The 22,245-nt window shown below is 55.6% G+C and carries 12 protein-coding genes and 6 pseudogenes; 9 read left to right on the forward strand and 9 right to left on the reverse strand.

The annotated features are described in order from the left end of the window. Positions 1-1,620: 1,620 nt before the first annotated feature. The 3 genes and pseudogenes from MLPF_RS15030 to ag85C all read left to right on the forward strand — a co-directional run. Positions 1,621-1,728: pseudogene (locus tag MLPF_RS15030) on the forward strand (16S rRNA (guanine(527)-N(7))-methyltransferase RsmG); the annotation flags it as partial. Positions 1,729-1,876: 148 nt separating this feature from the next. Beyond that, positions 1,877-2,374 carry a metallophosphoesterase family protein gene (locus tag MLPF_RS15035; protein ID WP_045843985.1) on the forward strand — a complete coding sequence of 166 codons (498 nt, stop codon included), beginning with the start codon at positions 1,877-1,879 and terminating at the stop codon, positions 2,372-2,374. A 606-nt stretch (positions 2,375-2,980) separates the two neighbouring features. Then, a complete protein-coding gene (ag85C, locus tag MLPF_RS15040; protein ID WP_045843986.1) occupies positions 2,981-3,982 on the forward strand; it encodes a diacylglycerol acyltransferase/mycolyltransferase Ag85C in 1,002 nt (333 codons plus the stop codon). Here the strand turns inward: ag85C and MLPF_RS15045 are convergent. The 5 genes and pseudogenes from MLPF_RS15045 to MLPF_RS15065 all read right to left on the reverse strand — a co-directional run. Next, positions 3,916-4,345 (reverse strand): annotated as a pseudogene (locus MLPF_RS15045) (DUF1275 family protein); the annotation flags it as partial. The gene ag85C and the pseudogene MLPF_RS15045 overlap by 67 nt on opposite strands. A gap of 185 nt (positions 4,346-4,530) precedes the next feature. Continuing rightward, a pseudogene (locus MLPF_RS15050) lies at positions 4,531-5,726 on the reverse strand (maltokinase N-terminal cap-like domain-containing protein). After that, a pseudogene (locus MLPF_RS15055) lies at positions 5,700-7,132 on the reverse strand (alpha-amylase family glycosyl hydrolase); the annotation flags it as partial. The pseudogenes MLPF_RS15050 and MLPF_RS15055, both read right to left, overlap by 27 nt. Further along, positions 7,099-7,341 carry a hypothetical protein gene (locus tag MLPF_RS15060; protein ID WP_162197002.1) on the reverse strand — a complete coding sequence of 81 codons (243 nt, stop codon included), beginning with the start codon at positions 7,339-7,341 and terminating at the stop codon, positions 7,099-7,101. The gene MLPF_RS15060 and the pseudogene MLPF_RS15055, both read right to left, overlap by 34 nt. Beyond that, positions 7,338-8,402 carry a S1C family serine protease gene (locus MLPF_RS15065; protein WP_045843987.1) on the reverse strand — a complete coding sequence of 355 codons (1,065 nt, stop codon included), beginning with the start codon at positions 8,400-8,402 and terminating at the stop codon, positions 7,338-7,340. The genes MLPF_RS15060 and MLPF_RS15065 overlap by 4 nt, the downstream gene beginning before the upstream one ends. 1,493 nt (positions 8,403-9,895) lie before the next feature. On the opposite strand from MLPF_RS15065, the gene MLPF_RS18160 reads away from it, so the two are divergent. After that, on the forward strand, positions 9,896-10,105 hold the full coding sequence (locus MLPF_RS18160; protein WP_420329666.1) for a GTP-binding protein: 210 nt from the start codon (positions 9,896-9,898) through the stop codon (positions 10,103-10,105). 1,010 nt (positions 10,106-11,115) lie between these two features. Beyond that, complete coding sequence (locus MLPF_RS18165) at positions 11,116-11,433, forward strand: hypothetical protein (RefSeq protein WP_420329667.1); 318 nt, start codon at positions 11,116-11,118, stop codon at positions 11,431-11,433. 660 nt (positions 11,434-12,093) lie between these two features. Here MLPF_RS18165 and MLPF_RS15075 read toward each other — a convergent pair. Together MLPF_RS15075 and MLPF_RS15080 are read right to left on the reverse strand one after the other, a co-directional pair. Next, a pseudogene (locus MLPF_RS15075) lies at positions 12,094-13,624 on the reverse strand (AMP-binding protein). A gap of 263 nt (positions 13,625-13,887) precedes the next feature. Further along, complete coding sequence (locus tag MLPF_RS15080) at positions 13,888-14,142, reverse strand: hypothetical protein (RefSeq protein WP_050039408.1); 255 nt, start codon at positions 14,140-14,142, stop codon at positions 13,888-13,890. Positions 14,143-14,369: 227 nt separating this feature from the next. Here MLPF_RS15080 and MLPF_RS15085 point away from each other — a divergent pair, with 227 nt between their 5' ends. Continuing rightward, the gene (locus tag MLPF_RS15085; protein WP_156147331.1) at positions 14,370-14,516 is read left to right on the forward strand and encodes a hypothetical protein; all 147 of its coding nucleotides are present in this window, start codon (positions 14,370-14,372) and stop codon (positions 14,514-14,516) included. Between the two features lie 454 nt (positions 14,517-14,970). Beyond that, complete coding sequence (locus MLPF_RS15090; protein WP_050039409.1) at positions 14,971-15,183, forward strand: hypothetical protein; 213 nt, start codon at positions 14,971-14,973, stop codon at positions 15,181-15,183. A 199-nt stretch (positions 15,184-15,382) separates the two neighbouring features. On the opposite strand, the gene MLPF_RS15095 is transcribed toward MLPF_RS15090, so the two are convergent. Continuing rightward, entirely contained in the window at positions 15,383-16,315 is a 933-nt protein-coding gene (locus tag MLPF_RS15095; RefSeq protein WP_045843988.1) for a LysR family transcriptional regulator, read from the reverse strand. Positions 16,316-16,781: 466 nt separating this feature from the next. Here MLPF_RS15095 and MLPF_RS15100 point away from each other — a divergent pair, with 466 nt between their 5' ends. Beyond that, complete coding sequence (locus MLPF_RS15100) at positions 16,782-17,534, forward strand: L,D-transpeptidase (protein WP_045843989.1); 753 nt, start codon at positions 16,782-16,784, stop codon at positions 17,532-17,534. 2,099 nt (positions 17,535-19,633) lie between these two features. Next, a pseudogene (locus MLPF_RS18170) lies at positions 19,634-20,276 on the forward strand (MDR/zinc-dependent alcohol dehydrogenase-like family protein); the annotation flags it as partial. A 53-nt stretch (positions 20,277-20,329) separates the two neighbouring features. Here the strand turns inward: MLPF_RS18170 and MLPF_RS15115 are convergent. Beyond that, positions 20,330-22,069, reverse strand: coding sequence for an NRAMP family divalent metal transporter (locus MLPF_RS15115; protein ID WP_162197004.1), 1,740 nt, complete (start codon positions 22,067-22,069; stop codon positions 20,330-20,332). Positions 22,070-22,245 lie beyond the last annotated feature (176 nt).

Raw genomic sequence — 22,245 nt, forward strand, 5'->3', positions numbered from 1 at the left:
CTGCAAAGCAACACAGACCAGCGAAACCGAATTACTGACAACGGAATTAAAAGTGACCAGCGTGGTGTCGGTACCCTTTCCAATGAGGACACGCTCAGCATAGTGTAGTTTCACAGGTAGTTCTCATGCATCGCAAGGAGATTCGTGCCCAGATCTACAGATGGTACTTAATAAACTATACTGGCGTAGGTTATCCGCCAGAGCATGATTGTCGACGGTGTTAGTGCTTCGAAACAAACCCGGAACATCAAACAGTTGGACTGAGTTGACAAGTTCCTTCTCGAGGAGTGTGATCTAGTCGCCCTTGATCCGTATGACAAGAAGAATACCAAGGTTATAGCGATCTGGCGCCATGGAAGCATGGTTAAAGAACAAGGATTTGTGGACCACCCATCTGCGGCACGAACTCGGCGTGCAGAGCTTCGGCCAGGGCAATTTTCCATACAAATCGAGCTGGATCCTCCTGCTATTCAACGACCGAACCGCAGGACGACTCTGATACCGGACTGTTCGTCACAAACACTATCCGCGACGACTTAGGAAGTGAGGGACTGGATCATTAATGGGGAGAATGGATTTGCTACAACGCCAAGCACACTTCGTTCCTCACCGTCATGGCCGTGACCGAGCCTGTACGTACGACAAGACGTCGTTGTTCATCGTTCCCGGTGAAATGCCGAACATCCAGATCGTTAAGCGATGGCTGCGCGGGATTGGGATGGAACCCAGCATACGTCACCATGAATAGCATAGCGTATGCCATAACCAACTTTGGGTGCCAGCAGATTACGTCCTAGGCGGTGAAGGCCAGGCGTTCATGATCGCTCAGATTCAGCTAGGAAGAGGGTGCTCCATCACGCTATGCGCATAATTACCCAGGCAAGCAATACTTTTTAACTTCTGGGACGATGTGTGAAAAAGCGGTCTCCCGGCAGACCAGACATGGGCTACCGGGAGAGATCCATATATGGAGACTCAAGAGAAGATCGCTGACTTCAGGGATCCAGATCGAGCAGTTCCGTTTACTGATGCTACGCACCACCTGGCTGATCGACAAGCACAATAACGATTAAGAAGGAGGGCCGGGACATCGCGGCAGTGAAGGTTGCTATGTCCCAGATTCTGCATGACGTCGCGCAACAAGCCATACATCATGCATGAGACGCTCGAGATCTCCGACGAGAGGTCGTTTGCCAAAATGTATAGTGGCCGTCGAGTCACCGGGCATCGTCACCGAGCTACACAAGAATTTTTCCGTGTAGCGCATATACACACAATGCGGCGATCGAAGAAATGGCCCGCATTAGTGCCGGGCGAGTGTTAACGGGATCTGCTAGTCAATGTTAGCGACACTTAAAGTTGTTAGCGACACGCCGAAAAGAGAGGCGGTAATGTCAATCTCCAGACAACAACAACGGCTACTAGACATAGCCGAACGATGTTTTCGACCACACACACCGGCTTGGCCGACCCGGCGATCTCGCCGGTGGTCTACATGATCACCTGCACGGCTCCACTGGCGAGATCTTCGACTCCGATTAACGAACAAAACGACCCCTGATCGTACACCCTGAATCCGACCGGCGCCGGTGCCAGTAAGCAGACTTAGTTGAAGCCGTAGTCAATTGCGAGCTTGACGCCGTTGATGTTATGGTGGTGATATGTGGCGTAGATTATTTGTGTCCGCCCGCAACAGTAGTCCTGAAGCAATGTGGATCCATATGGTGACCGCCTACCGCAAAGACAAAGCGGGCAACGTCATCCTGAGTATATAGTCGCTCTGTTCGATCGTCTCACCCGCAGCGGCAATAAGGATGCCAACTGGGTCGAAGATCTGCATGGGTTTCTCTTCTGCCAGTGGGTAAGCATAGAACTCATGATGCTACTGCTGATTGCCGATACCCATGTGCCGCAACGCGCACTCGACCTGCCCGCCCAGCTATGGGACGAGGTAGCAAAGGCTGATGTCGTATTTCACGCCGGCGACTGGGTAGCGCCCAAATTACTCGACAAGCTGGAATCCAAAGCTGCTCGACTGGTCGCGTGCTGGGGAAATAACGATGGGCCCGAACTGCGGTCACGGCTGCCGGAGCGAGCGGACGTGATGTTAGCAGGCGTGCATTTCACGGTGGTGCACGATACCGGCGCCGCGGAAAGCCGCGAAGTCCGGATGTCGCAACTATATCCGGAAAGCCAGGTCTTGGTGTTCGGACATAGTCATATCTCGTGGGATACCACGACAACGACCGGTTTGCGACTGCTGAATCCTGGCTCGCCAACAGATCGTCGTCGTCAAGCTTTTTGTAGCTACATGACCGCGAATGTCGACAACGGGACATTAAAAGACTTAGTCGTCCACCGCTTGGAAAAGTAGCTTACTATACCAAAATATTATAAATATTGTTTGAGTTGAGTAATGTACCGGCCTAGGCGCCGAGTGGCTACGCGTCCTGAGCCGATTTCGTCGATAGCTCCTACGGTCACCAGGTAGCGGGTTCAATACAGCGCGGCTCACCGAGTCAGAATCTGAACTGCTATAGGCTTGTCGGCCGGCACCTGAGGAGCTCGGTCAGCTTGGCCAACCACATCGCATCTAGCAGATCGCTAGGGATGACGATCTACCCGCAACACCTGACCTATCACTATGGCCGGTTAAACGCCGCGAAGCAACCTTGGCTATGTAACGCAACAACTTTCTATCAAAACCACTTTCGGCGTCCACTCTGTTGCGCCATCTCGTTTCTTAGCTACCGAAACAGTGTATCCGCTATATAACCTTCGAAAACGCCAACATCGTTCGCTAGCCAATCGTGATTTGAACGTAATGAAGCCGGACTGACTCTTGATCGTTAGCCAACCGCAATCATCAGCTCCGGCCGCGGCAGCAGATTCGGATGTTCTCCCTATGTTTAACTCGCCCAGAACAGATTGAACCGCCTAATACGGCAGATGAAAATGAAAGTTGGAATGGGTAGAAGGCATGAAGTTCTTGCAGCAGATGCGAAAGTTGCTTGGCCTAGCGGCAACATTCCCGCGACGGCTGGCCATCGCAGCTATAGGGACTGCCCTGTTGGCCGGTCTTGTCGGTGTCGTCGGCGACACGGCAATAGCAGTAGCGTTCTCTAAGCCGGGTCTTCCAGTGGAATATCTGCAGGTGCCATCAACGTCGATGGGCCATGACATCAAGATCCAGTTCCAGGGCGGCGGCCAGCATGCGGTCTACCTTCTCGACGGGCTCCGGGCCCAAGACGATTACAACGGTTGGGACATCAACACCCCAGCCTTCGAGGAATACTACCATTCCGGCTTATCGGTGATCATGCCGGTCGGCGGCCAGTCGAGCTTCTATAGCAACTGGTACCAACCGTCGCAAGGCAACGGTCAGAACTACACCTACAAATGGGAGACGTTCTTAACCCAAGAGATGCCCTCGTGGCTACAAGCCAACAAGAACGTGTTACCGACCGGTAATGCAGCGGTGGGCCTGTCGATGTCGGGCAGTTCCGCCCTGATCCTGGCCGCTTACTACCCGCAGCAGTTCCCCTACGCCGCCTCGTTGTCGGGCTTCCTCAATCCGTCCGAGGGCTGGTGGCCGACAATGATCGGCTTGGCGATGAACGACTCGGGCGGCTACAACGCAAACAGCATGTGGGGCCCGTCCACTGACCCGGCATGGAAGCGCAACGACCCGACGGTACAGATTCCACGGCTTGTCGCCAACAACACTCGGATCTGGGTGTACTGTGGCAACGGCGCACCAAACGAACTCGGCGGCGACAACATACCGGCGAAATTCCTGGAAGGCCTCACGCGGGGCACCAACGAAACCTTCCAGAACACCTACGCAGCCTCGGGCGGACGCAAAGGGGTGTTCAATTTCCCACCCAATGGAACACACTCGTGGCCGTACTGGAATCAACAGCTGGTTGCCATGAAACCCGATATCCAGCAAATGCTCAACGGCAGCAACAACGATGACTGACACCACCAACCCGTAAACCAAACAGCAACCCCAGGGCGCTCAGACAACAGAGCGCGGCGACCAGAGTGAAAGTAGGCATAGCCGGTTGTCACCCCGCACACGACAGCCGCAATCGCCGGCATTTGGATTCCGTGGACACGCACGCTGATAGCGCTGCCCAACTACAAAACTGGCGAACAACGAAAAGTAGCCGAGCCAGTCCGTCACTTTTCCACCGGCGATGTGAGGTTTGATGCCACGCAGTATCTTGACCAGTGTGCCGGTCACATAGCTAATTGGGATCGGCACTTCGTCATCTTTGCTATACGCTGTGTTCAGCATGTTGATACCAAAAACCACAAGCAGAATTGGCGTGAAATCGAGTTGGATTTAATCTTATCAGCGCACGAGATATCGCACCCTGCGCCACGGCAACCGCCTACACCACCCCGGAATCGACGTCGCTGTCGACAACCTCACGAGCCCCACACCTATGGTTTCAGATAAGCCCAATGCTCACAGCGCACAAACCACACCAGCAAGCGCTACGAACAGGGTCAGTGAACAACCTAGGCAGCGGTGAAACGGACCGCGGAAACCGCGGTGGGATTGGAAGCCATCCGGGTCCGGTTCCGATTTTCATACCCGGCTCCATAGACCGCCTTGTCAAGCTAATAGGCGACCAGTAGTTGTGCCAAACCTCGGGGATCGATCCCCGACGCGACCGCGTAGCCGTCACAAAACGTGGTGCAATTGCGTTAGATCCATTCCAGAGCGCGGACGGCACGCTGCTTATCGGCGGCGTGATCCACGAGTGGCATTTAGCCAGCGTAATCGAAGGAGAGCAAAAGGTACGCCACGTATCACGTAACAGCGAATCCAGCGCCCGTCCAACGGCTGGTCCGGCTCACCCTCGAAGTCAATCAGCAGCCAGCTCTCCGGGGTACACAGCACCTGTCTCAAATGCAGCCGCTGCGCGGTGACCGTCAAGTTCACGAGCTTTTGGAATCGATCTTCGATCAGTGCCACGTTACTGCTCGAGTGCCAGAACCACCACCACCGTCGACGGCTACCGTACTAATACGTTGTCCCCGGGGAAGGGGACCTGCGTCGTCCCCGAGCATTCGGCAATGGTGGTGGGGACGGATGCAATGGCCTCCCCTAGTCGGTAGTACTCGCCGGCGAAATCTCAGCCGACCTCGTAAACATACAAATCTCCTTCCGAAAACAGGTCATTAACGTTGGCGGCAGTCCATCGACCAGCCTTCGGCGGCGTTGGCCTTACACTTGGTCGCCATGCTCAACGGGCAAGCTTTAAGCAGTGGCGGCCTTTGGCGCAGCCGGCACCATAGCCATATAGGTGCCGAGCAGTCGGGTCATGTAACGAGTTATCCGCGCGGTCCAAAACCCGGTTTAGTTCGATGTCGGGGGTCGATAACGCTGCTGATCTGACGGAAGAGGCTAATCGGCTATAGCAGACATTGGGGACGGCGAGTATACAGCGCATCAAAGCCCGCGCGACTCTCGTAAAGGCCGATAGTTGCTATGGTGCTGTTACTCGGTGGTCGGCACGAAATCGCCCCCACAATCATCTAATGGCGCTCTTATGAAGAATCACTGTAGTTGGCGTCCACCAACACCAAGTCGAGTTCGTCTCTAAGCGAAACAGATTACCGCAACCTCAGCGGCGAAAAGCTCACCGATTGCGTACGGCGTACCAACGTTGCTGTGGCAGCCACTCAAACCAAAGCAGCTTGGCTGGCAGAATCAACAGATAGGGCAGGTGGGCAGATACACACGGAAATCCACCTGCCCGATAAGCTCGACTGGCGTGTAGCCGGTCCAATACGGCAGGTTCAGTTCGATGGGCTGCGAGAACCGCGACAAGTTGTTGACGCACAACACAGAGTCGCCATCACCGGTTCGTTTGCGTATAAAAGCCGGCACTGGCGGATTTGAGCCTTGCAGCTCCTGCAAAGTTTCAATGGCAAAGGCGTCATGCTGCCAGCTGATTACCATGCCATAATACGGGTGAAGTTGAGCAGCGACGCGGCGATGTCGCGTTGTTGTTATACATTGACCAACCTGGTAGCGGTAGACCGAATCTTGGCTGGACAGCAGATACAGCCGAGCCGAGTTAGCCGTTAAAGAAACCGGCGTTGCGGTCCGGTTTCCACTTACATCGGTAGTATTCACTCCGTCGTGGTCTCCCAACCAGACCATGTCACCGTAGTACCGGACCGGCTAGTCGGGCAACAACACGTAGAGCGGTGAACCACTTGATTTGGTTACGGTCGTTGTCCAGCAGTGGTGCCAACCGGCGCCGGCTTCCGAGATTCGCCTTCATCTGTGTATCCTTGGTATAATAGGCATACGTGTAGTCGCGTTTCTAAATAGGTGACCATTTCCCGTGGCAACTCGCCGTAGTTGCGCAGGAAAATATCCCACTGAGCCATCTCTGGGACCATAGCCGTTTGCGCCAGGATCCCGAAATGGGAACCGCGACTCCCCGGCATACCGGCATACCGGCATACCGGCATACCGGCATGAAGATACACAGCACAGCGGGCAATAAAACGCCATATGGCCAAACGACATTCGTCACCGCCGGTGCTGGCATCGCCGAAATCCGCGCCCACATCGACCGGCCACTGATTGGTTTCAGCCAGAAATACCCGTCTCGGGAATTCGTCGCCCCCCTTGCGAACGTGCTTGAGAAAAGCATGAGCCTCGGGCAATTTATCGCAATTGGTGCACCTCGCGCTCGAAGAAGTAGAGCACTACCTCCAGCTGAAACCCGTCGATGGACATGCCAAGTCAAAAGCGAGAAAGTTGATCCTCGTTTCTTGCACGCCCCAAATTATCGTAGTTCAGAGCCGGCTGGTGAGAGGAGAAACAAATGCCAATAGAACTGGTGGCAGAACTGGGTCGAACGTTCAGTTCGACTCTTCGCTGTCGACCCAGATGATTCGGGCTTCGGCGTAATTTTCACTGGTGTAGCTCCACACGTAATAGTAGCTGTATAACTCCGTCAGGAGCCCAACGAAACTCCTGAAAACCATGGATGTGATTCAGAAGGTGTGGTTTATCACCAAATCGTTTACGATCCAGATACCTCGCCGATGCACGTCAAGTCATCAACGATACGACATCGTCGGCGGTCCCCCGTTCAGTGTCGGTATACATCCGCCAGCGGTTCGGTAGCACCTCTTCGACGTTACTGCCCCTGCGGGATGCTGCTCACCAGCTTCGGCGAGATGGACTTTGTCGATGAATGACCCCACAATGCCGCGGATACCCGAGGCAAGACACCCCGAAATCAGGTATCGCTCCAAGCGAATTGGCTGGCCGGCGGCCACCACTATCCGACCGGATGTCAAGCTGGAGGTCCCTCCGTCAACGTCACATTCGCGGTGAGGTCACCACCGCCCGTAGGGCGATAGTTCACCGCAACGGTGTCCCCAGGATGATGCGGCACAAGCACATCCATCATAGCGGTGGGCTCGTTGATGGGGACGCCGTCGACCGACGTGATAATGTCGCCTACCGAAATCCCAGCCATTGCGGCGGGACCCGCCGCGACCACACGGGCAACCCGTGCGCCGTTGCCGTTGTTGTCGAGAACGCCTAGGCCAAAAAAGGCTGTCGGGCCGATGTGCACGGTGTTCGACCCAGCCCCGGACCGGATGGCACCGACGACCCCCATCGCCTGACCAATCGGAATGGCGAAGCCCTGCCCACCCAACATCTTGTAGTTATCGGTAGCAGCCGTGTTCATGCCAACCACCTGACCTCCGCTGTTGACGACGGGCCCGCCCGAATCGCCGGGTTTGATCGGGGCGTCGACCTGGATTAGTCCGGACAACGTCTCTTGGGCGCCGGTCAGGGCCTCAGACGCTTGGACGGTCTGGTTAAGTGCGACAACACGACCCGGCAACACGCTGGGAGGTCCACCCTGGCCACCCGTGTTGCCCAGTGCCACAATCGGTTCGCCGATCGCCACGTCACCACCGATTACTGCGGTAGGCAGGTTGCTCGCGCCACGAAGCTGCAGCACCGCGACGTCCTGGGTACGGTCGTAGCCAACCACGTTGACGCCATAAGTTTTGCCGTTTCCGACATCGAACGCACTGATATCGGTAGCACCCGAGATCACGTGATTATTGGTCAGCACGACACCGCTGGGATCGATAACGATTCCCGTCCCAGCTCCCACCGCACTGTTGTAGCCTAATCTAGTGCTGATGTTGACCACCTGCGGCGCAACCATCGCGCCAGGATTTAGCGGCAGAGGTGGACGGTTGCTGAACCGATAAAGCGCCAGAGTGGACGGCCCAGACAGTGTGGCTGACCCCGGCGCCACGGCTAGACCTAAACCCAGCGCAGTCAGTAAGCTTACCAACCATGACCACCAGAGTGAACGATGGGGCCGTTTGCTCATCCCGTAATCTCCCGCATCCAGCTAAGAACCAGAATTGTCCCAACCTTTGGTTCTGGGTGGCATGACTTTGTGTACATCAAGCTAGTGCAAATTGCTATCGGCTACACATTTGGGATATCGCTCCGGGCGCGGAGAAACGGAGGGCGTAGGTCGCTGTCAGACGATCTACGGTGCAGGAGTTATAGGGTTAAATATGGTCGCAGCTGGCAGGGGAATTCGCCTCAATGTCGGTCGGTGCGACTGCTGCGGCAACTGGACCGCCACTGACTATCGCCCCGCTCCAGGCGATCGTGGTATCGGCCAAGTAACAATCACCTACAGCGTAACCCCCGCTGTCTGATGTCACGCGGTGGAGCAGGCTGCACCGGGTCGCAATACCAACCTCCTCGTCGACCTCGAAATCGAATTGCTAACCACGCGTTTGATTCGGGGTGTGCTATCGGGATAAAGCACATGATTTGAGTGACTTCCAGATCGCCAGCAGTCGGACGGCATCCGGTGTCGTCGGCGCCAATGCGGATATCGGCGCGCTTGCAAGAGAGCCGACCGCCACCACCAGGTAGCGACTGTCGATACGCGTGGCATAGCGACAGAGGAGGTTTGCGATCTACGGTACCCGGCCGCATTCCGTTAATCTAATGAGGCCCTACACCGACACAGTCCGGGAATTCGACCCGACGAACGGGCTCATATACAGTCCCTGACATGTAAGACCTGATCACCGTAACAATACGAGGACATATCGCATCTGGTGCTAGTCGCTCTCGCAGTCAATCAGAACGACCGATATTACACCGCCCGTTGATGCGAACCCGAAAACGACAAAACGGCAGCTGTGTCCGACAAAAAACATCGAGAACAATCCACCGGTCCGCATGCTGACCTATCCACTACGCCGACGATCATACGCAGTTTTTGAGTTCACCGCACCACACGATGACCGAGGCGACGTCGCTCGCGATCCATCAAGACGGCGCAGTGGTGCAGAACGCATACCGGCTGTTTCGCACTCAGATACACCCAGTATCAATCGAGTCCGTTGAACGGAACGGTAATTGCGGTCGTCGTGCACCACTGGTCCAACTGGCACGCACGGCAAACCCGAGTCGACACACGCAAGCCAGTGCTACGGACCAATCATTTGTACCCAGCCGGCGGCCTTGTGTTGGGCGGCCGATGGCGGGAAAGCTGTTTACCTCATATGTGAGATAGGACACCCGCATGTAAGGCGCGTAATGGCCCAGGAAAACTGCGATAAGATCCTATAGTGGACAGGATGAAGATATCTTGGGGCAAGGTGTAGTCGCTCCCATCGCGAACAAGCTCGACGATGTTCACAATGTGGTTCTGGTTAGTCCGTCCGGAGCTGGTAAGACCACCTTCATCGAGACCCTATCGACCTCGGCCAGCGTTTTGTCCAGGCCGGGCACAGTGGGTGCACGACAACACGGTCGGCGACTACAGCGAGGCTGAAATCCGGAAGCAGCGGGTCAGTGCGAGTTCCCCTGACTTATCTGCTACACGACGGCATTAAGGTCAACCCCGTCAACACGCCCGGATACACCGATTTTGTGGGTGAGATACGAGCCGTAGATTGCGCGTTGTTTGTCATCGCGGCAAGCCAGGGCGTCGACGAACCAACCAAGTCGCTCTGGCGGAAATGCAGCCAGGTCGGGATGCCCCCACGCCGTAGCAATAATTAAGCTCGACCACGCCTAAGTGAATTATCAGGAGCCAATTTCTGGCTTACACAACACGTTCATGGGAAGGATTTTTACGGCTTTACCTGCCTACCGAAGACAACCTGATCGGATTGTTGTCACAGACCTGCTATCGGTACACCGACGGCCCAGAGCAACGCACGCCCTCGACCCGTCGGATTCCTATCGAATCGAGCAAGCGCGACACCCTGATTGAAGGAATCATCGAGGATCCGAGGATGCGTCGATGATGGAACATCCAACGCCAAAGATCTTCACACCGAAGGGCTTTCCACACGCCTAGCTGACTTGTGACGCTAACGCGTAGTTACTTGCAGAGGAGGTGAAGACGACGTCAGACCCCTACGGTCGGCAGCCTCGGCCTGCTACAGGCGTTCTCCGGGACTATCAATCCTGACACGACGGTTCACGTTTCGGGCCATTTTGCTATGATTTTCAGATAGACAATGGCGCGACAGCATCTGCGCAGAGTTACCATGACGAGGATGGACGTATTGGGGTCCTTGCATTCCCACTCAGCGGGTAGCTCTCTACACCGCTCGCGGTGGTAGCGGGCTTAATCGGCAACTGGGCTGAGCCGAAACCGGCTACACATTCTCGGACAAATCCGAGCCCTTGGTACTGAAATCCTGGAAAATTCCTGAACCACTGATGCCGGGCGTCATTCAAGCGCACGCCAAGACCGACGAAGATAAGCTGTCGGTCGGGCTGGGGTGGTTGGATGCCTAAAATCCAACACTGCGTATCGAGTAAAATCGGGATACACACCAGATCGTGTTGTGATGCAGGAGCGAAGAACTCATCGGGTCGTGCTCGATATGCTGGACAACAGGTCGGAAGCGACCACGGACACGATGAAAGTCCTTATCCTGCTGAGGGACACCTTCAACGGCAAAGCGAAAGGCCATAGCCACCATATCAAGCAATCCGGTGGCTACGGCCAGAACAGAGTGTGCGATTCGAATTAGAGTCGCTGCCAGAATGCTCCGGGTTTGAGTTACTCGATAAAAGGTGGTAAGCGAGACAGTGCTGCGGCAACTCATCCTCAGCGTGAAAAAAGGGGGGTACAAGCCAGCTACCCGGTATTCGATGTCCGGATAACACTGCTCGACGGCAAAGTCCACAGCGTCGACTCTTTGGACTTCACATTCCAGAAGGTGGGTGCGATGGCCTTACTGAAAACGGCAGCTGCGACGAAGGTGACCTTGCTCGAGCCGATCGACGAGATCTCTGTGCTGGTATCCGATAAGGTCGTAGACGCGGTGATAGGCGACCTGTCGATTTTGTCGCGTCCGGGTTCTCAGCATTGATACCGCCGGTCAGGAACGCACGGTGCTAAAAGCCGAGGTCCCTAAACCGAGTCTGCCCCGGTACACAATCGATTTGCACTCACTCAAACAACGACGTTGTGTTATTCATCCGCTGTGAACCTATGAAGGAATCCGCAACGGCCTGGGTGAATACCACGCATGTTTAGTAAAGCCTTATGTTGACGATTAGCGAACGGCCCGCCCACATACTGCTAAACCATTTCGTCGTCTTGGAAACGCTGACAACGATTTTGGCGATCCGTTGCGCGCTGTGGACGCAACCGACGACGACTGACTGGTTGGTTCTGGTGCTTGCTTTCAGCGCTTAATAACTTGATATCTTGACCCTATTGACCCCGCGCGCGAATCTGATGGATAAAACCCCAGATCGATCCGTCCATCGCCTTGCGGATTCACAAAGAACTCAAACGAAACCTTGATTTACATCCTTGTGCAGCTGGTAGCCGCGTTAGCTTTGCTAGCCGCTGTTGATAGAGGTCGGAAAACAGTGAAATTCACTTTGCACGAGACTGATCGGAGTGCTGGTGATCGCCGACGCTGTAGCCACCACTGGTCCAGACTATCGCATCGGCGATTCCGGGGCGTTGGTCGCGGGGGAAACGTGGCCTCGAACGTAACAGGTCCTAACATCTTCATCATTCACTCCCGATGGGCGAACTGTGCGGCCACAGCGCGGCGGTCGAGTGAACCTTTAGCGGTGTGTGGAAACGCGACCGCCTCCTGAAAGCTGGTGGGTATTTCGAAGGCCGCCAACCGATCACGGCAGAACACCGCAAGCTCCGCTGGGGTCGGCGCTCTGGCGAGATCTTCTCGCCAGAGCAGTTTATGAGTTCCTTGATCCGGCCACGGATCCTCAGGTCACCGGTCACTGACAGTGACCCCAAATCACCGGTACGCAGCCATCCGTGGGTGAAGTTCGCGGCGGTTATCGCCGGATCACCCAGATACCCGTGAACCACTGTGGGGCCACGCAACCAAATCTCCCCTAAGGTATCCGGGGGGAGGGGCTGGCCGTCGGAATCGACGATGCGGATCTGGACGCCAGTAGATTGACCTACGAGACCGTTTGGTGAACTAGGACTTTCGCTTTGGTTCGAACCACTCTATACCCGTAGTTGTCACCTGGTGAGTGGCCTCGGTCATGCCGAAAGCACATACCACCGGCGCCGAGAACTCTTCACACAGCGCTTGTGCCGTTTCCTGGGTAAGAGACGCGCTGCAACTGCGGATAAAGCGGAGTTTAGCGCGTTTACTCCCGAAAAATTGAGTAGAAGCGAACCTCAACAAGATCCGGTGAATCGTCGGCACCGCGGTGTACCAAGTGGCCGCAACGGCGTCGAGGTCGTCCCAGAATGTGTGCGCCGAGAACCGCGTGCGAGCAGGGAGTAACACCACACCCCCAGATGCCAGAGTCGACAGCAACGCAGCAATAAGCCCGTGACCGTGGTATAGCGGCATCACCACGACGGGCGCATCCTGCGGGCCGAGTTGGTACGCGGCAATGATAGCGTGAACGGAGCTGGCGGCATTCTCGTCTGTCCACAGAACCATCTTCGGCAAACCCGTAGTTCCTCCGGTGAACATGATCATGGCGTCGTCGTTCCGGAGCCCGCGAGGCGTTGAAGTGACCGGATGCAGCGGCGCAGTGTCGTCCAAGTGGACCGACAAGCTGCCTTTCGGAACGCCTGTGGCACGCCCGTAGGAAACTGCGATCGGCCCGTAGCGCATCGTCGCTTCACGCTGGTCGCTAGCGTCCTTAGGGGCAAGATTATACCACCAGTGTCAATCGCGGGCCCGCTGCTTGGCTCCGGATACATTGCTCGTTGACGGGTAGAGCCGGATCTAACGGAACCACAATCAGGCCGGTTCGCTACGCCGCTAGGAGGCCGACAACGAATTCGATGTTGTTAACCGCGCACAACCCTACCCGATCCCCAGGAAACAGGCCACCCTGCGCCAGCTGGACGGCCAAATCATCGACCAATCGGAACATATCTCGGTAGCTCACCGCTATGCGACCGTCGGTCACGACAAGCGCTGGCGCATCTGGATTCCGAATAGCCGCCGCCTCGACCAAGCTGGCGATAAGCGGGCTTTCGAATTGGCCAGTTAGCCTCGCACCGAGCTGTTCAACTGGAGCTTCGCTGCTGGTGATCGACTCTGATTTCATCGCCGCGCACCTTACGCCTTCTTCGATATTGAACGGCGCTTCTCTTCAGAAAACCATGCCGAGCAGTTTGTCATGCGTCCAATACTCATCCGCTAATGTTTAATAACACATACTATTGAAGTAATATAAGGCGCCGACTAACAGGTAAAGAGTCCGCCGATAGACGACGTGAATCGCCGCACAGCGGCTTAGTCTTGGACAACGGCGGTCGGGTTCGTAATCAGTGCGATTACACAAGTCGCTGCGGATCGCCTACAGACCGCCTAAACGCACACGATGTAATCTGCTCTACATGCCCCTCCTGGCAGCGAAGCGGCAGCAAGGTCGGAAAGCGCGCGGTTGTCCGCGTTGTGGATGCACTCAAGGTCAACGGCATCAAAACAATCCACAGGGTCGCTGGTATCCCGATCATCGACTTCGTGCGTATCGCGCAGGTGTCTGAAATCCGCTATATCAACTTCCGGCAGCAGACCTCCGCCGGCTACACCGCTGCCGCTGCTGGATTCCTCGCCCAACACCCTTGTGTGTCTAACGGTGTCGGCACTCGGCTTTCTCAACGGCCTAGTTGCCTGGGCAAACGCCACGATGAAGTGCTTTCCGATGACTCAGACCTAGGGGTACAAGCGATCAAGCGCTGGCGGATCTGCAGTAAGAAGATTACGATGAGCTCGACCAACTCAACGCTGCAAAGCTTTTCGCGAACGCGACATCCCAGATTAACCAAGTTTAAGACATTGAGAGCGGCGTGGCGCGCACCATTCACGTTGCAGTCTCGGGATTCCCGGGCACCGTCTACCGCGATATCCTCGGTGATGTGCTGGTCCGAGCCATGGCGGCCTCGGCCACATCCGACACAATTTACAATTCGTCGATTTCGCGCCCCGCCAACTGACGGCAGCGGAGGCTGTCTATCGCGCACTGAACATGTTGGCAACAGGGACAACTGTATTAATTATAATCGGCTTATCCAGAAGCAGACAACATGATTCAGGCCATGTCGAAGGTCTCCTGGGCAAACGTCCACGTGGATGTTTACGACCAAAGGGCTATTGCCCAACTAACACCCGAATTCCGCTACCGCCGTGCGTTTGCTGGCCATCTATATGCAGGTGCAGTATCGTCGGGTCGACGCCCACCCAAACTGGCTTATCGGCTATGGTGAATTACCGCAGTGGTAGACTGATGCTAAGAATTATTTTTATTCAGGTCGATATTAAGGCGGCGGAGTTTGCCAGTAAACGGCGCCGAGATCAGCCGACGGCTGGTCGACGATTCTCGTCCAATGCATTTCTATAACACACTGGGAGTTATCCGCGAGATGCTGCACGAAACCCTGAATTATCTATGTGGTCGACGCAGGAGCCCATATACTCACCCTGGCCCGCAATGTCCTTAAGATGGAGGAGCCCCAGCACCGACTGGACACAGGAACCTGGGACGTGACAGGTATCAGTATGGGCTACGCCATCGCCGCCGCAGTTACCGAAATCATGCTCAGCAATGATGCCTGCCACCGCGGGGCGGTCCCCGCAATAAATCTAAAACACCGATTCGACTAAACGCGAGCAGCATAACTTAATCGAAAAAGCCTTCAGTAACAGAGTATACAACATCATAACACTTTCCTAGCTGCGGTCGGCTCTAACCGAAGCGATCACATCGAACAGACTTATAAATCGTTGACTGCGAGCCCCCGACCGTGGGGGGTGAAAAACGGACGCCTGGCGCACCTCAATCCCACGAGCGCCGCAATACCGGTCAACGTCGACGAGTGATTCCTGCTAACTGAGCTTCAAAAAACTCGTTCAACGCAAGTTGCTTCGCAGATGCGACGAGCGCACGGGCTACCGGAGAACCGGGCCCTGCGGAGTTGGTAGCGAGCGCAACGTCGGCCTTCAGAACCGGGTCAACCATTTCTACCGCGCGGATCTCTGAGCCTATCGGCGTCGTCCACAGCCAGGTATGTGGAACGATGCACGCCCAGTTTCCGGTGGCTACCTGGGCGAATAACGAAGCGACAGAGTCGGTTTCGACTTGCGGGGTAGCGGTTATCGCGTGACCAGCAAAGGCCCTATCAATCAGCTGGCGGTCCCGCATGTCGGGTGTGAGTAAAGCCAGCGGCAACTGCGAGGCGTCCGGCCATGCCAACACCGACGCCCCAGGCGGCAACATATCCGCCGGTGATACCAACACGTAGTGTTCATGGTAAAGTGGAACCAGGTCTACGTCGTGAGTGTCGTCGGGAGCAGAGTGTACGATAACGGCATCGAGCTCAAAATCGCCCAGCCGCCGGTGCAGCTCAGTGACAGGTAATCGGGAAGAGATTTGCACCTTTATCAATGGATGCTCCGAACAAAAGGCCGAAAGCACCAGGGACGCCGTCGTCGAAGCAGTAGGCACCGTGCCTAGTCGAAGCGTCCCAGTGATCCCGGACCGTACTGCGTACACCTCGGCCTTGAGTGCATCGTGTTCGGCGAGAATACGTTTGGCCCACACGACTAGGCGCTCCCCTTCGGGCGTCAGGCCCTCAAAGCTGTGGCCCCGGTTAATCAGTGTGACGTTAAGCTCGCGCTCAAGTTTGGCGATCGCGGATGAGAGAGCGGGTTGCGAAACGTAACACCTCTCGGCAGCTCTGGCGAAATGCCGCTCCTGGGCTACCGCGACGAAGTACTCCAGTTGACGGAAGAGCACCCTTACCTCCTCCCTTTGGGTACCAATCTCGCTGAGGCTAACGCGTCGGCTATCAGCCCAGCCAACCTACCCACTCGAAGCAACCACAAATAGATCTACTGACAGCTAGGCGGTTAGTTTGGTATCAGCGGACAGGTGGCGATGTTGAAAACTACGAATACTTATTCTTGTTGCTATTTTCACCATACGGAGGTCAACGTCTGCCAAGTTTAGAGTGCTGCGACTTGTTGCAGGCCACCGGCCATAAGAAAAAACTTGTGTCCCAGTTCAACAACATTGAGCAATGAACCGGGATTGCTTGGTGCGCCAATCCGCGCAATGTGCGCACCAACCGCTCCTCATGCTGGGACAGCAAGCAAGAGGCTCCCCGAGCAAATGATCAACGTTTGCTAAAACCTGTACTGGGTAGATGGCAACTAACTAGAGTAACGTTGCGTTGACCGCACCATCTCGAAGGGCGGACACCATGCATCAAGCGGTTCGTTATCTACTGGTTATGGCCGCCATCACCCTGATGGCGGTGGCACGATCAGACAACCCTAGCGTGGCCGCTACCCCTGCACTAAAGCCGACCCCTGGGGTTGCTTTGGTGTTGCCTACTAACGGCGCGGTGGTGGGTGTGGCTCATATGGTGGTGGCGTTCACCGCGCCAGTGACGGACCGTTTCGCTGCCGAGCGATCGATTCGAATCACCTCGCCGACCAACATGACCGGCAACTTCGAGTGGCTCGATAGCAATATCGTGCAGTGGATTCCAACCAAGTACTGGCCCGCCTACACTCATGTATCGGTAGAGGTTCAGGAGCTGACGACGGGCTTCGAAACTGGTGACACGTTGCTCGGCGTTGCCAACCTGTCCACGCACACCTTCACCGTAAGCAGAAACGGAGAGGTACTCCGTACCATGCCGGCGTCCATGGGTAAGCCCACCCGTCCGACACCGATCGGTACGTTCACCGCATTGTCTAAGGAGCGAACCGTCGTGATGGACTCACGAACCATCGGTATTCCGCTAAGTTCTCCCGAAGGGTATTTGATCACCGCGTACTACGCAGTTCGCGTTACCTGGAGCGGCGTCTACGTGCACTCAGCCCCATGGTCGGTGAACTCACAGGGCCACACCAACGTAAGTCATGGGTGTATAAACCTAAGCCCAGACGACGCCTCATGGTATTTTAACATCGTTAACGTCGGTGACCCTATCGAAGTGGTGGCCTAACTCGAGACAACTGCGGTGTCGCTATGCGAGACACACAACTTGTGCGGACTACCGGGCGCAGGCGCGTTAGCCGTTCGACTTCATAACCGAAATAGTCACCTCACAGGTTGCAAAGGTGTACGGCGACTAGCGGTCCGACGACGTGATGAACTCACACGATGACGGGCTCTTCCCGGAGGTGTTCGTGGACTGGCTACTCGAACCTGGCCACGACATCCAACGGATCGATGATTATGACCAATAGCTAAGACTTTTCGAAGCCGCTATGCTGACTTTGTTTTACAAACAGAGTCAGCAGTCAGCCCTTTAATCGCTTATCGTAATCCGGGGCAGACGAACGATGTTATGCGAAAACAGTCCAGACAGTCAAAATGAGTGCGTATAAAATATATTTCGCATCCATCGCCGTATTTGATCGAACAAGTACGTTACAGATCTGCGGTTACTTGACCTGGTTTAACCCGCAATCATGCGGGCAGCGCAGTACTTGCGTGGCCGCTAGCTTACCGAAGAAAATCCGACATTCGGATCTAAATCTAAAACGTGCAGCAGTTGGGTAAGTCGTTGAATTGGTCGGCGATCCACAACAGCAGCGGAATGACGGATGCGACCACCGCGCCGTCAGCACGTGGTTGATTGAAGTCTTGTCCTGGAACCGCGGCTCCTCGTTGGTCTAGAACTGGACATCCGCGCCCTGCTTGCACCAAGCATGTCCGAGTAGGGTTGGGGTGCGTACACAGTACCAGCGGATCGTACTAATTGCTGGCTATGAATACCGGGAAATTTTTGACTTATAGTGTCCGATCAACTATATATCGAACAACTTCTTGAACGGCTCTTAATTGACAAGTTTGTCCATATCGTCGATGAAATATCTCGGAGATTCCGTAACTGGAATTTGAGCCGCTTTTCGCCGATGCATTGGTGGAAGATCTTGACCAGTAAATCTTCACCGTGCAGAGCCAACAACGCATGAATCGCAGCTGCCAATTTCGGGTAGTTATAAATGACCTCATGGAGCAAAACCTGCCGCGCCGAACAAGGCGTTGTCGTCGACATAGTGCAGGATTTCTGACCATGTTGGCGGACGATACCCAAGAACGGGCACCCACTACATTTCGACCCGGGTAGGCTGACGCAAGTGCGTCCGTTGAGGCCAGCCTTGGCTGTAGCCGAGTCCTCATAGTCGGTCATGACCATGAAGACCCGCGAACTACCAGCGTGGCTACGAACGAATTTTTCGTAGTTAACCATGCAGTATAACCACGGTAACCAGTGTATGCCCTGGCTGAACAGTCGTGACAGCACGCAGTGGTACCCTAACCCTTGATGCTAGGGCCTTAGTCGAGCAGCGAGGATGACCCTTTTCCGGGGCCAGGGATTATCCGGGTCGAAGTGCGGGCCGGTTTATCGGCGACCAGCCGACCGCGAGGGTTGGTGTTGCGGTGGCCGGCAGTACTGCATGACATCGGCAAGATGTCCAGACGGCCCGAGGACTAGCCCCATTGGCTCGGTGCGGATCAGATCGGCCGGGCTGACCGGGCGACAACAGGTCGTGTGGTGTGTAAGACTCCTCGAAACTGATTTCGATAGCTCTTGAAATAAAAATGGTCTTCTGTGTGTCCCGGCGGACAATACTTCATTAAAACTATGATAACACAAATTAAGCCAAATGCGGTTGCGGAAAATTGGCCTTAAGTTACCCGAAGCATGGTCGGAAGACTACCGAGGCCATCAACCCCTAACGAACGGAGCCGGGTAGGAAAAACCGCAGCTAACTGGGCAATCCATTCTTTCATCACGGCAGCTTGCTGCCGCCGATATGGGTTACAACGCCTTGGACTGATCGGATGGTCGGGCGCGCTGTCGAATTTAAGATTAACGAACACTTTGCCCGCGATAAATAGCAACAGCGGCTGGCGGCGAATTGCTGGTGCAGACCGAGCGATTACCATTGGTAGTCCGTTACTACGAAAAGTTGGCAGGAACACAAGGGGACGGCAAACATGGCCACACAGGCCCATAGTCGGCAGGTGCTTCACCACCTATGGTGTTGTGCAGCAACGCATAAACTCTGATTCACAGGTAAGGAGCTCGAGATGACGGCCGTTGTGGCGCGTGCTGGGCGGTTCGACCGTTACGGAGGCCTTAGCTTGTTATACCTAGCGGACATCTGTATGCCGGCTCCTCGGCTTGGCGAGTTAGTAGCCGAAAGTAACACAGACGGCATCAACCCCGGAGCAGAAGCCAGCAGTGTTAGCGCGGTGCATGAGATCTTCCCCGTCGAGTTTGCGTTCAGTGAGGGCAAGCGACCTTGCCAGCGTAGTAACCGCCGAGTTGCCTGACGTCACCTAGTTCTTCGTCGGCGACGAGGTCCCGGGTGCAGCTTCAGCTGCCCCAGCCACGCCACTCGCACCGGTGTTCCATTGGGGCAGTTTGATCTCGCAACATCCCTTAATTGAGTTGGAAGGTAGCTGGTTAACTGTATGTTGTCGGGGGCGACGTTGGCAGCCTTGTCGTGCAGTTGTTGGTCCTGCTCAAGGCGCGAGTGCTTGACATTGTAGGGCTGAGCAACGCCGACTGGGTGCGCTCGTATGGCGTCATCCGGATCGCCTACGGAAACGTTTCCAGGGGCTGGCCAAATCGACTGCGGAAGACGGTGCCGAACGGAATCGACGCGTTAATCGACTTGTATATCCTACCTACGTTCAGCTCGCCGTGGATCTTAACGTAGCTCTGGAATGGGTCGGCAACCACCGTCTTGTACAGAGTGACGTCTCAAACTGCCCAGCACGCTAGCCGATACCGAACTGGCCAACTTTAACCACAACCAACACACAGGCCAGCACCAAATAACCGCGTAGCATCAACAGCCCTGCCCGACGCGCAGGTGACATGACGGGCCGATCCAGGGTTGCTAAGACGGGCATGGTCCAGTTTGCGCGACGCTCGTCACACAAGGCCCTTCTTTCAGCACGCGTCAGTTTAGCCAGCGCATCGAACTGCGCTTGCTCAGAAACCGATCGACTAGGCTGCTGCACGATGCCCGCCGCGTCGCGTCGCTCAGCTAACCAACCGACCGCAACGACAGCGGCCGCCCCGACAACGCCAAGCACGGCGGCGGCACCCAAGCCACCCACCATCGTCGCTGTCGATAAGTTGGGGAAGAATGTCACCACGGTCAACATCAGCGACAACACCACCAGCGACCACACGATCATCCACGCAAGAACATTCTGGCGTGCGGTGTTCACCCACGGACCCAGCACTGGGCGGTCATTGCACAGCAGCACCAAAAACACAGTTGCCGAAGGTAGCAACACTCCAGCGAGCGCCTGCACACCTTGGGTGATGAGACCGAGGATGTGATCAGGGCTAAACGCTACCACAGCAGATATTCCAAGAAGCGCTGTGTAACTAGCATAAAACAATGGGGCTTCGGTAATTTTCCAATGCAGCGAATGCGGCTTGCCCAGAGCGTCGCCAAGTGCATAGGTAGTGGCGAGCCCAACGACATTTGCACCGATCAACGACGCATCCAACAAGATGATCGCAAACAATACACCGATCGGATGCCCGACGTGGCTGGACAGGTGGTACGCCACCGCTCCCGCATCAGTGAAGTTGCCAGCGTCAGCCGTACCTGCGAGCCCGAAAGCGGTTGCCGACATCAGGGCGATAGCCCCCGCCACAGCGCCAATGATACCGATAACCAAATCAGCTCGGCCATAGTGCATCCAGCGCGGCGTGATGCGTTTGTCAACCACATTGGACTGTTGAAAAAACAATTGCCAAGGCGCCACCGTGGTGCCCACAATCGCTATGATGACCAGCAACACAACGGAGGTCGGGGAGTCCGGCTTGCCGGGTAATGACGGCATGAGTCCGTGCAGGCTCGGACCTAGAGCAGGATGCACCGACAACACCAGCGGAATGACAGCGACATTTACCGAAATCAGCATGAACATCACTTGCTCCCAACGACGGAATGAGCCGCCAGCGACCACCGCGAACAACAGCACTGCGGCAGCGGGTATAGCGATCGACTTCGGGCAACCCAAAAAGCCGAGCGCCAATGACACACCGATGAATTCGGTGACGATTGTCAACGCGTTGAGTATCAACAGGTCACCAACGCTGAAAGCACCCCAAAACTTACCGAACCGCTCGAAAATCAGCCGCGCATGTCCAACCCTGGTGACCGCACCCAACCGGAGCACCATCTCCTGGTTGACATATAGAACCGGGACCATCAGCACCAACGTCCACAACAAATTCATCCCGTACTTCTGTCCGGCCTGTGCGTAGGTAGCGACACCACCAGCATCGTTGTCACCAATCATCGCAATCAGTCCCGGACCTGTGATGACCATCATCAATCGAAGTTGTTGCCAACGACTGCGGCCCGCATGAGTGACGTCCCGCCCTATGCGGCCAAACGCGCCAACGATGTCACCAACGTGCGCGGAATCCAACACCGATGAGCCGGATGTGTCGGGTGTTACCCTCGGTGTAGCACAGTTTTTGACACACATAATACCGTCACCGGTGGTAGGCGGAACCGCTACGACATTGATTGCATCAGTAGAGATGGAAGGCATTGGATTCTCGCTATCTCGACGGGCTCGTGCTCAAACAGGTGGGCGACAAGGCACGCTAAACAGGGGAAATCGCCCGACGCCGGGTGGGTTATAGCAGGACAGACCAGAGT

Source organism: Mycobacterium lepromatosis, assembly GCF_000975265.2.
Classification (GTDB): Bacteria; Actinomycetota; Actinomycetes; order Mycobacteriales; family Mycobacteriaceae; genus Mycobacterium; species Mycobacterium lepromatosis.

Excerpts from the sequence above, each read along its gene's own strand:
- MLPF_RS15035 (WP_045843985.1), top strand. The coding sequence starts at position 1,877 with ATGATGCTACTGCTGATTGCCGATACCCATGTGCCGCAACGCGCACTC.
- ag85C (WP_045843986.1), top strand. The coding sequence starts at position 2,981 with ATGAAGTTCTTGCAGCAGATGCGAAAGTTGCTTGGCCTAGCGGCAACA.
- MLPF_RS15065 (WP_045843987.1), bottom strand. The coding sequence starts at position 8,402 with ATGAGCAAACGGCCCCATCGTTCACTCTGGTGGTCATGGTTGGTAAGC.
- MLPF_RS15100 (WP_045843989.1), top strand. The coding sequence starts at position 16,782 with ATGCATCAAGCGGTTCGTTATCTACTGGTTATGGCCGCCATCACCCTG.
- MLPF_RS15115 (WP_162197004.1), bottom strand. The coding sequence starts at position 22,069 with ATGTGTGTCAAAAACTGTGCTACACCGAGGGTAACACCCGACACATCC.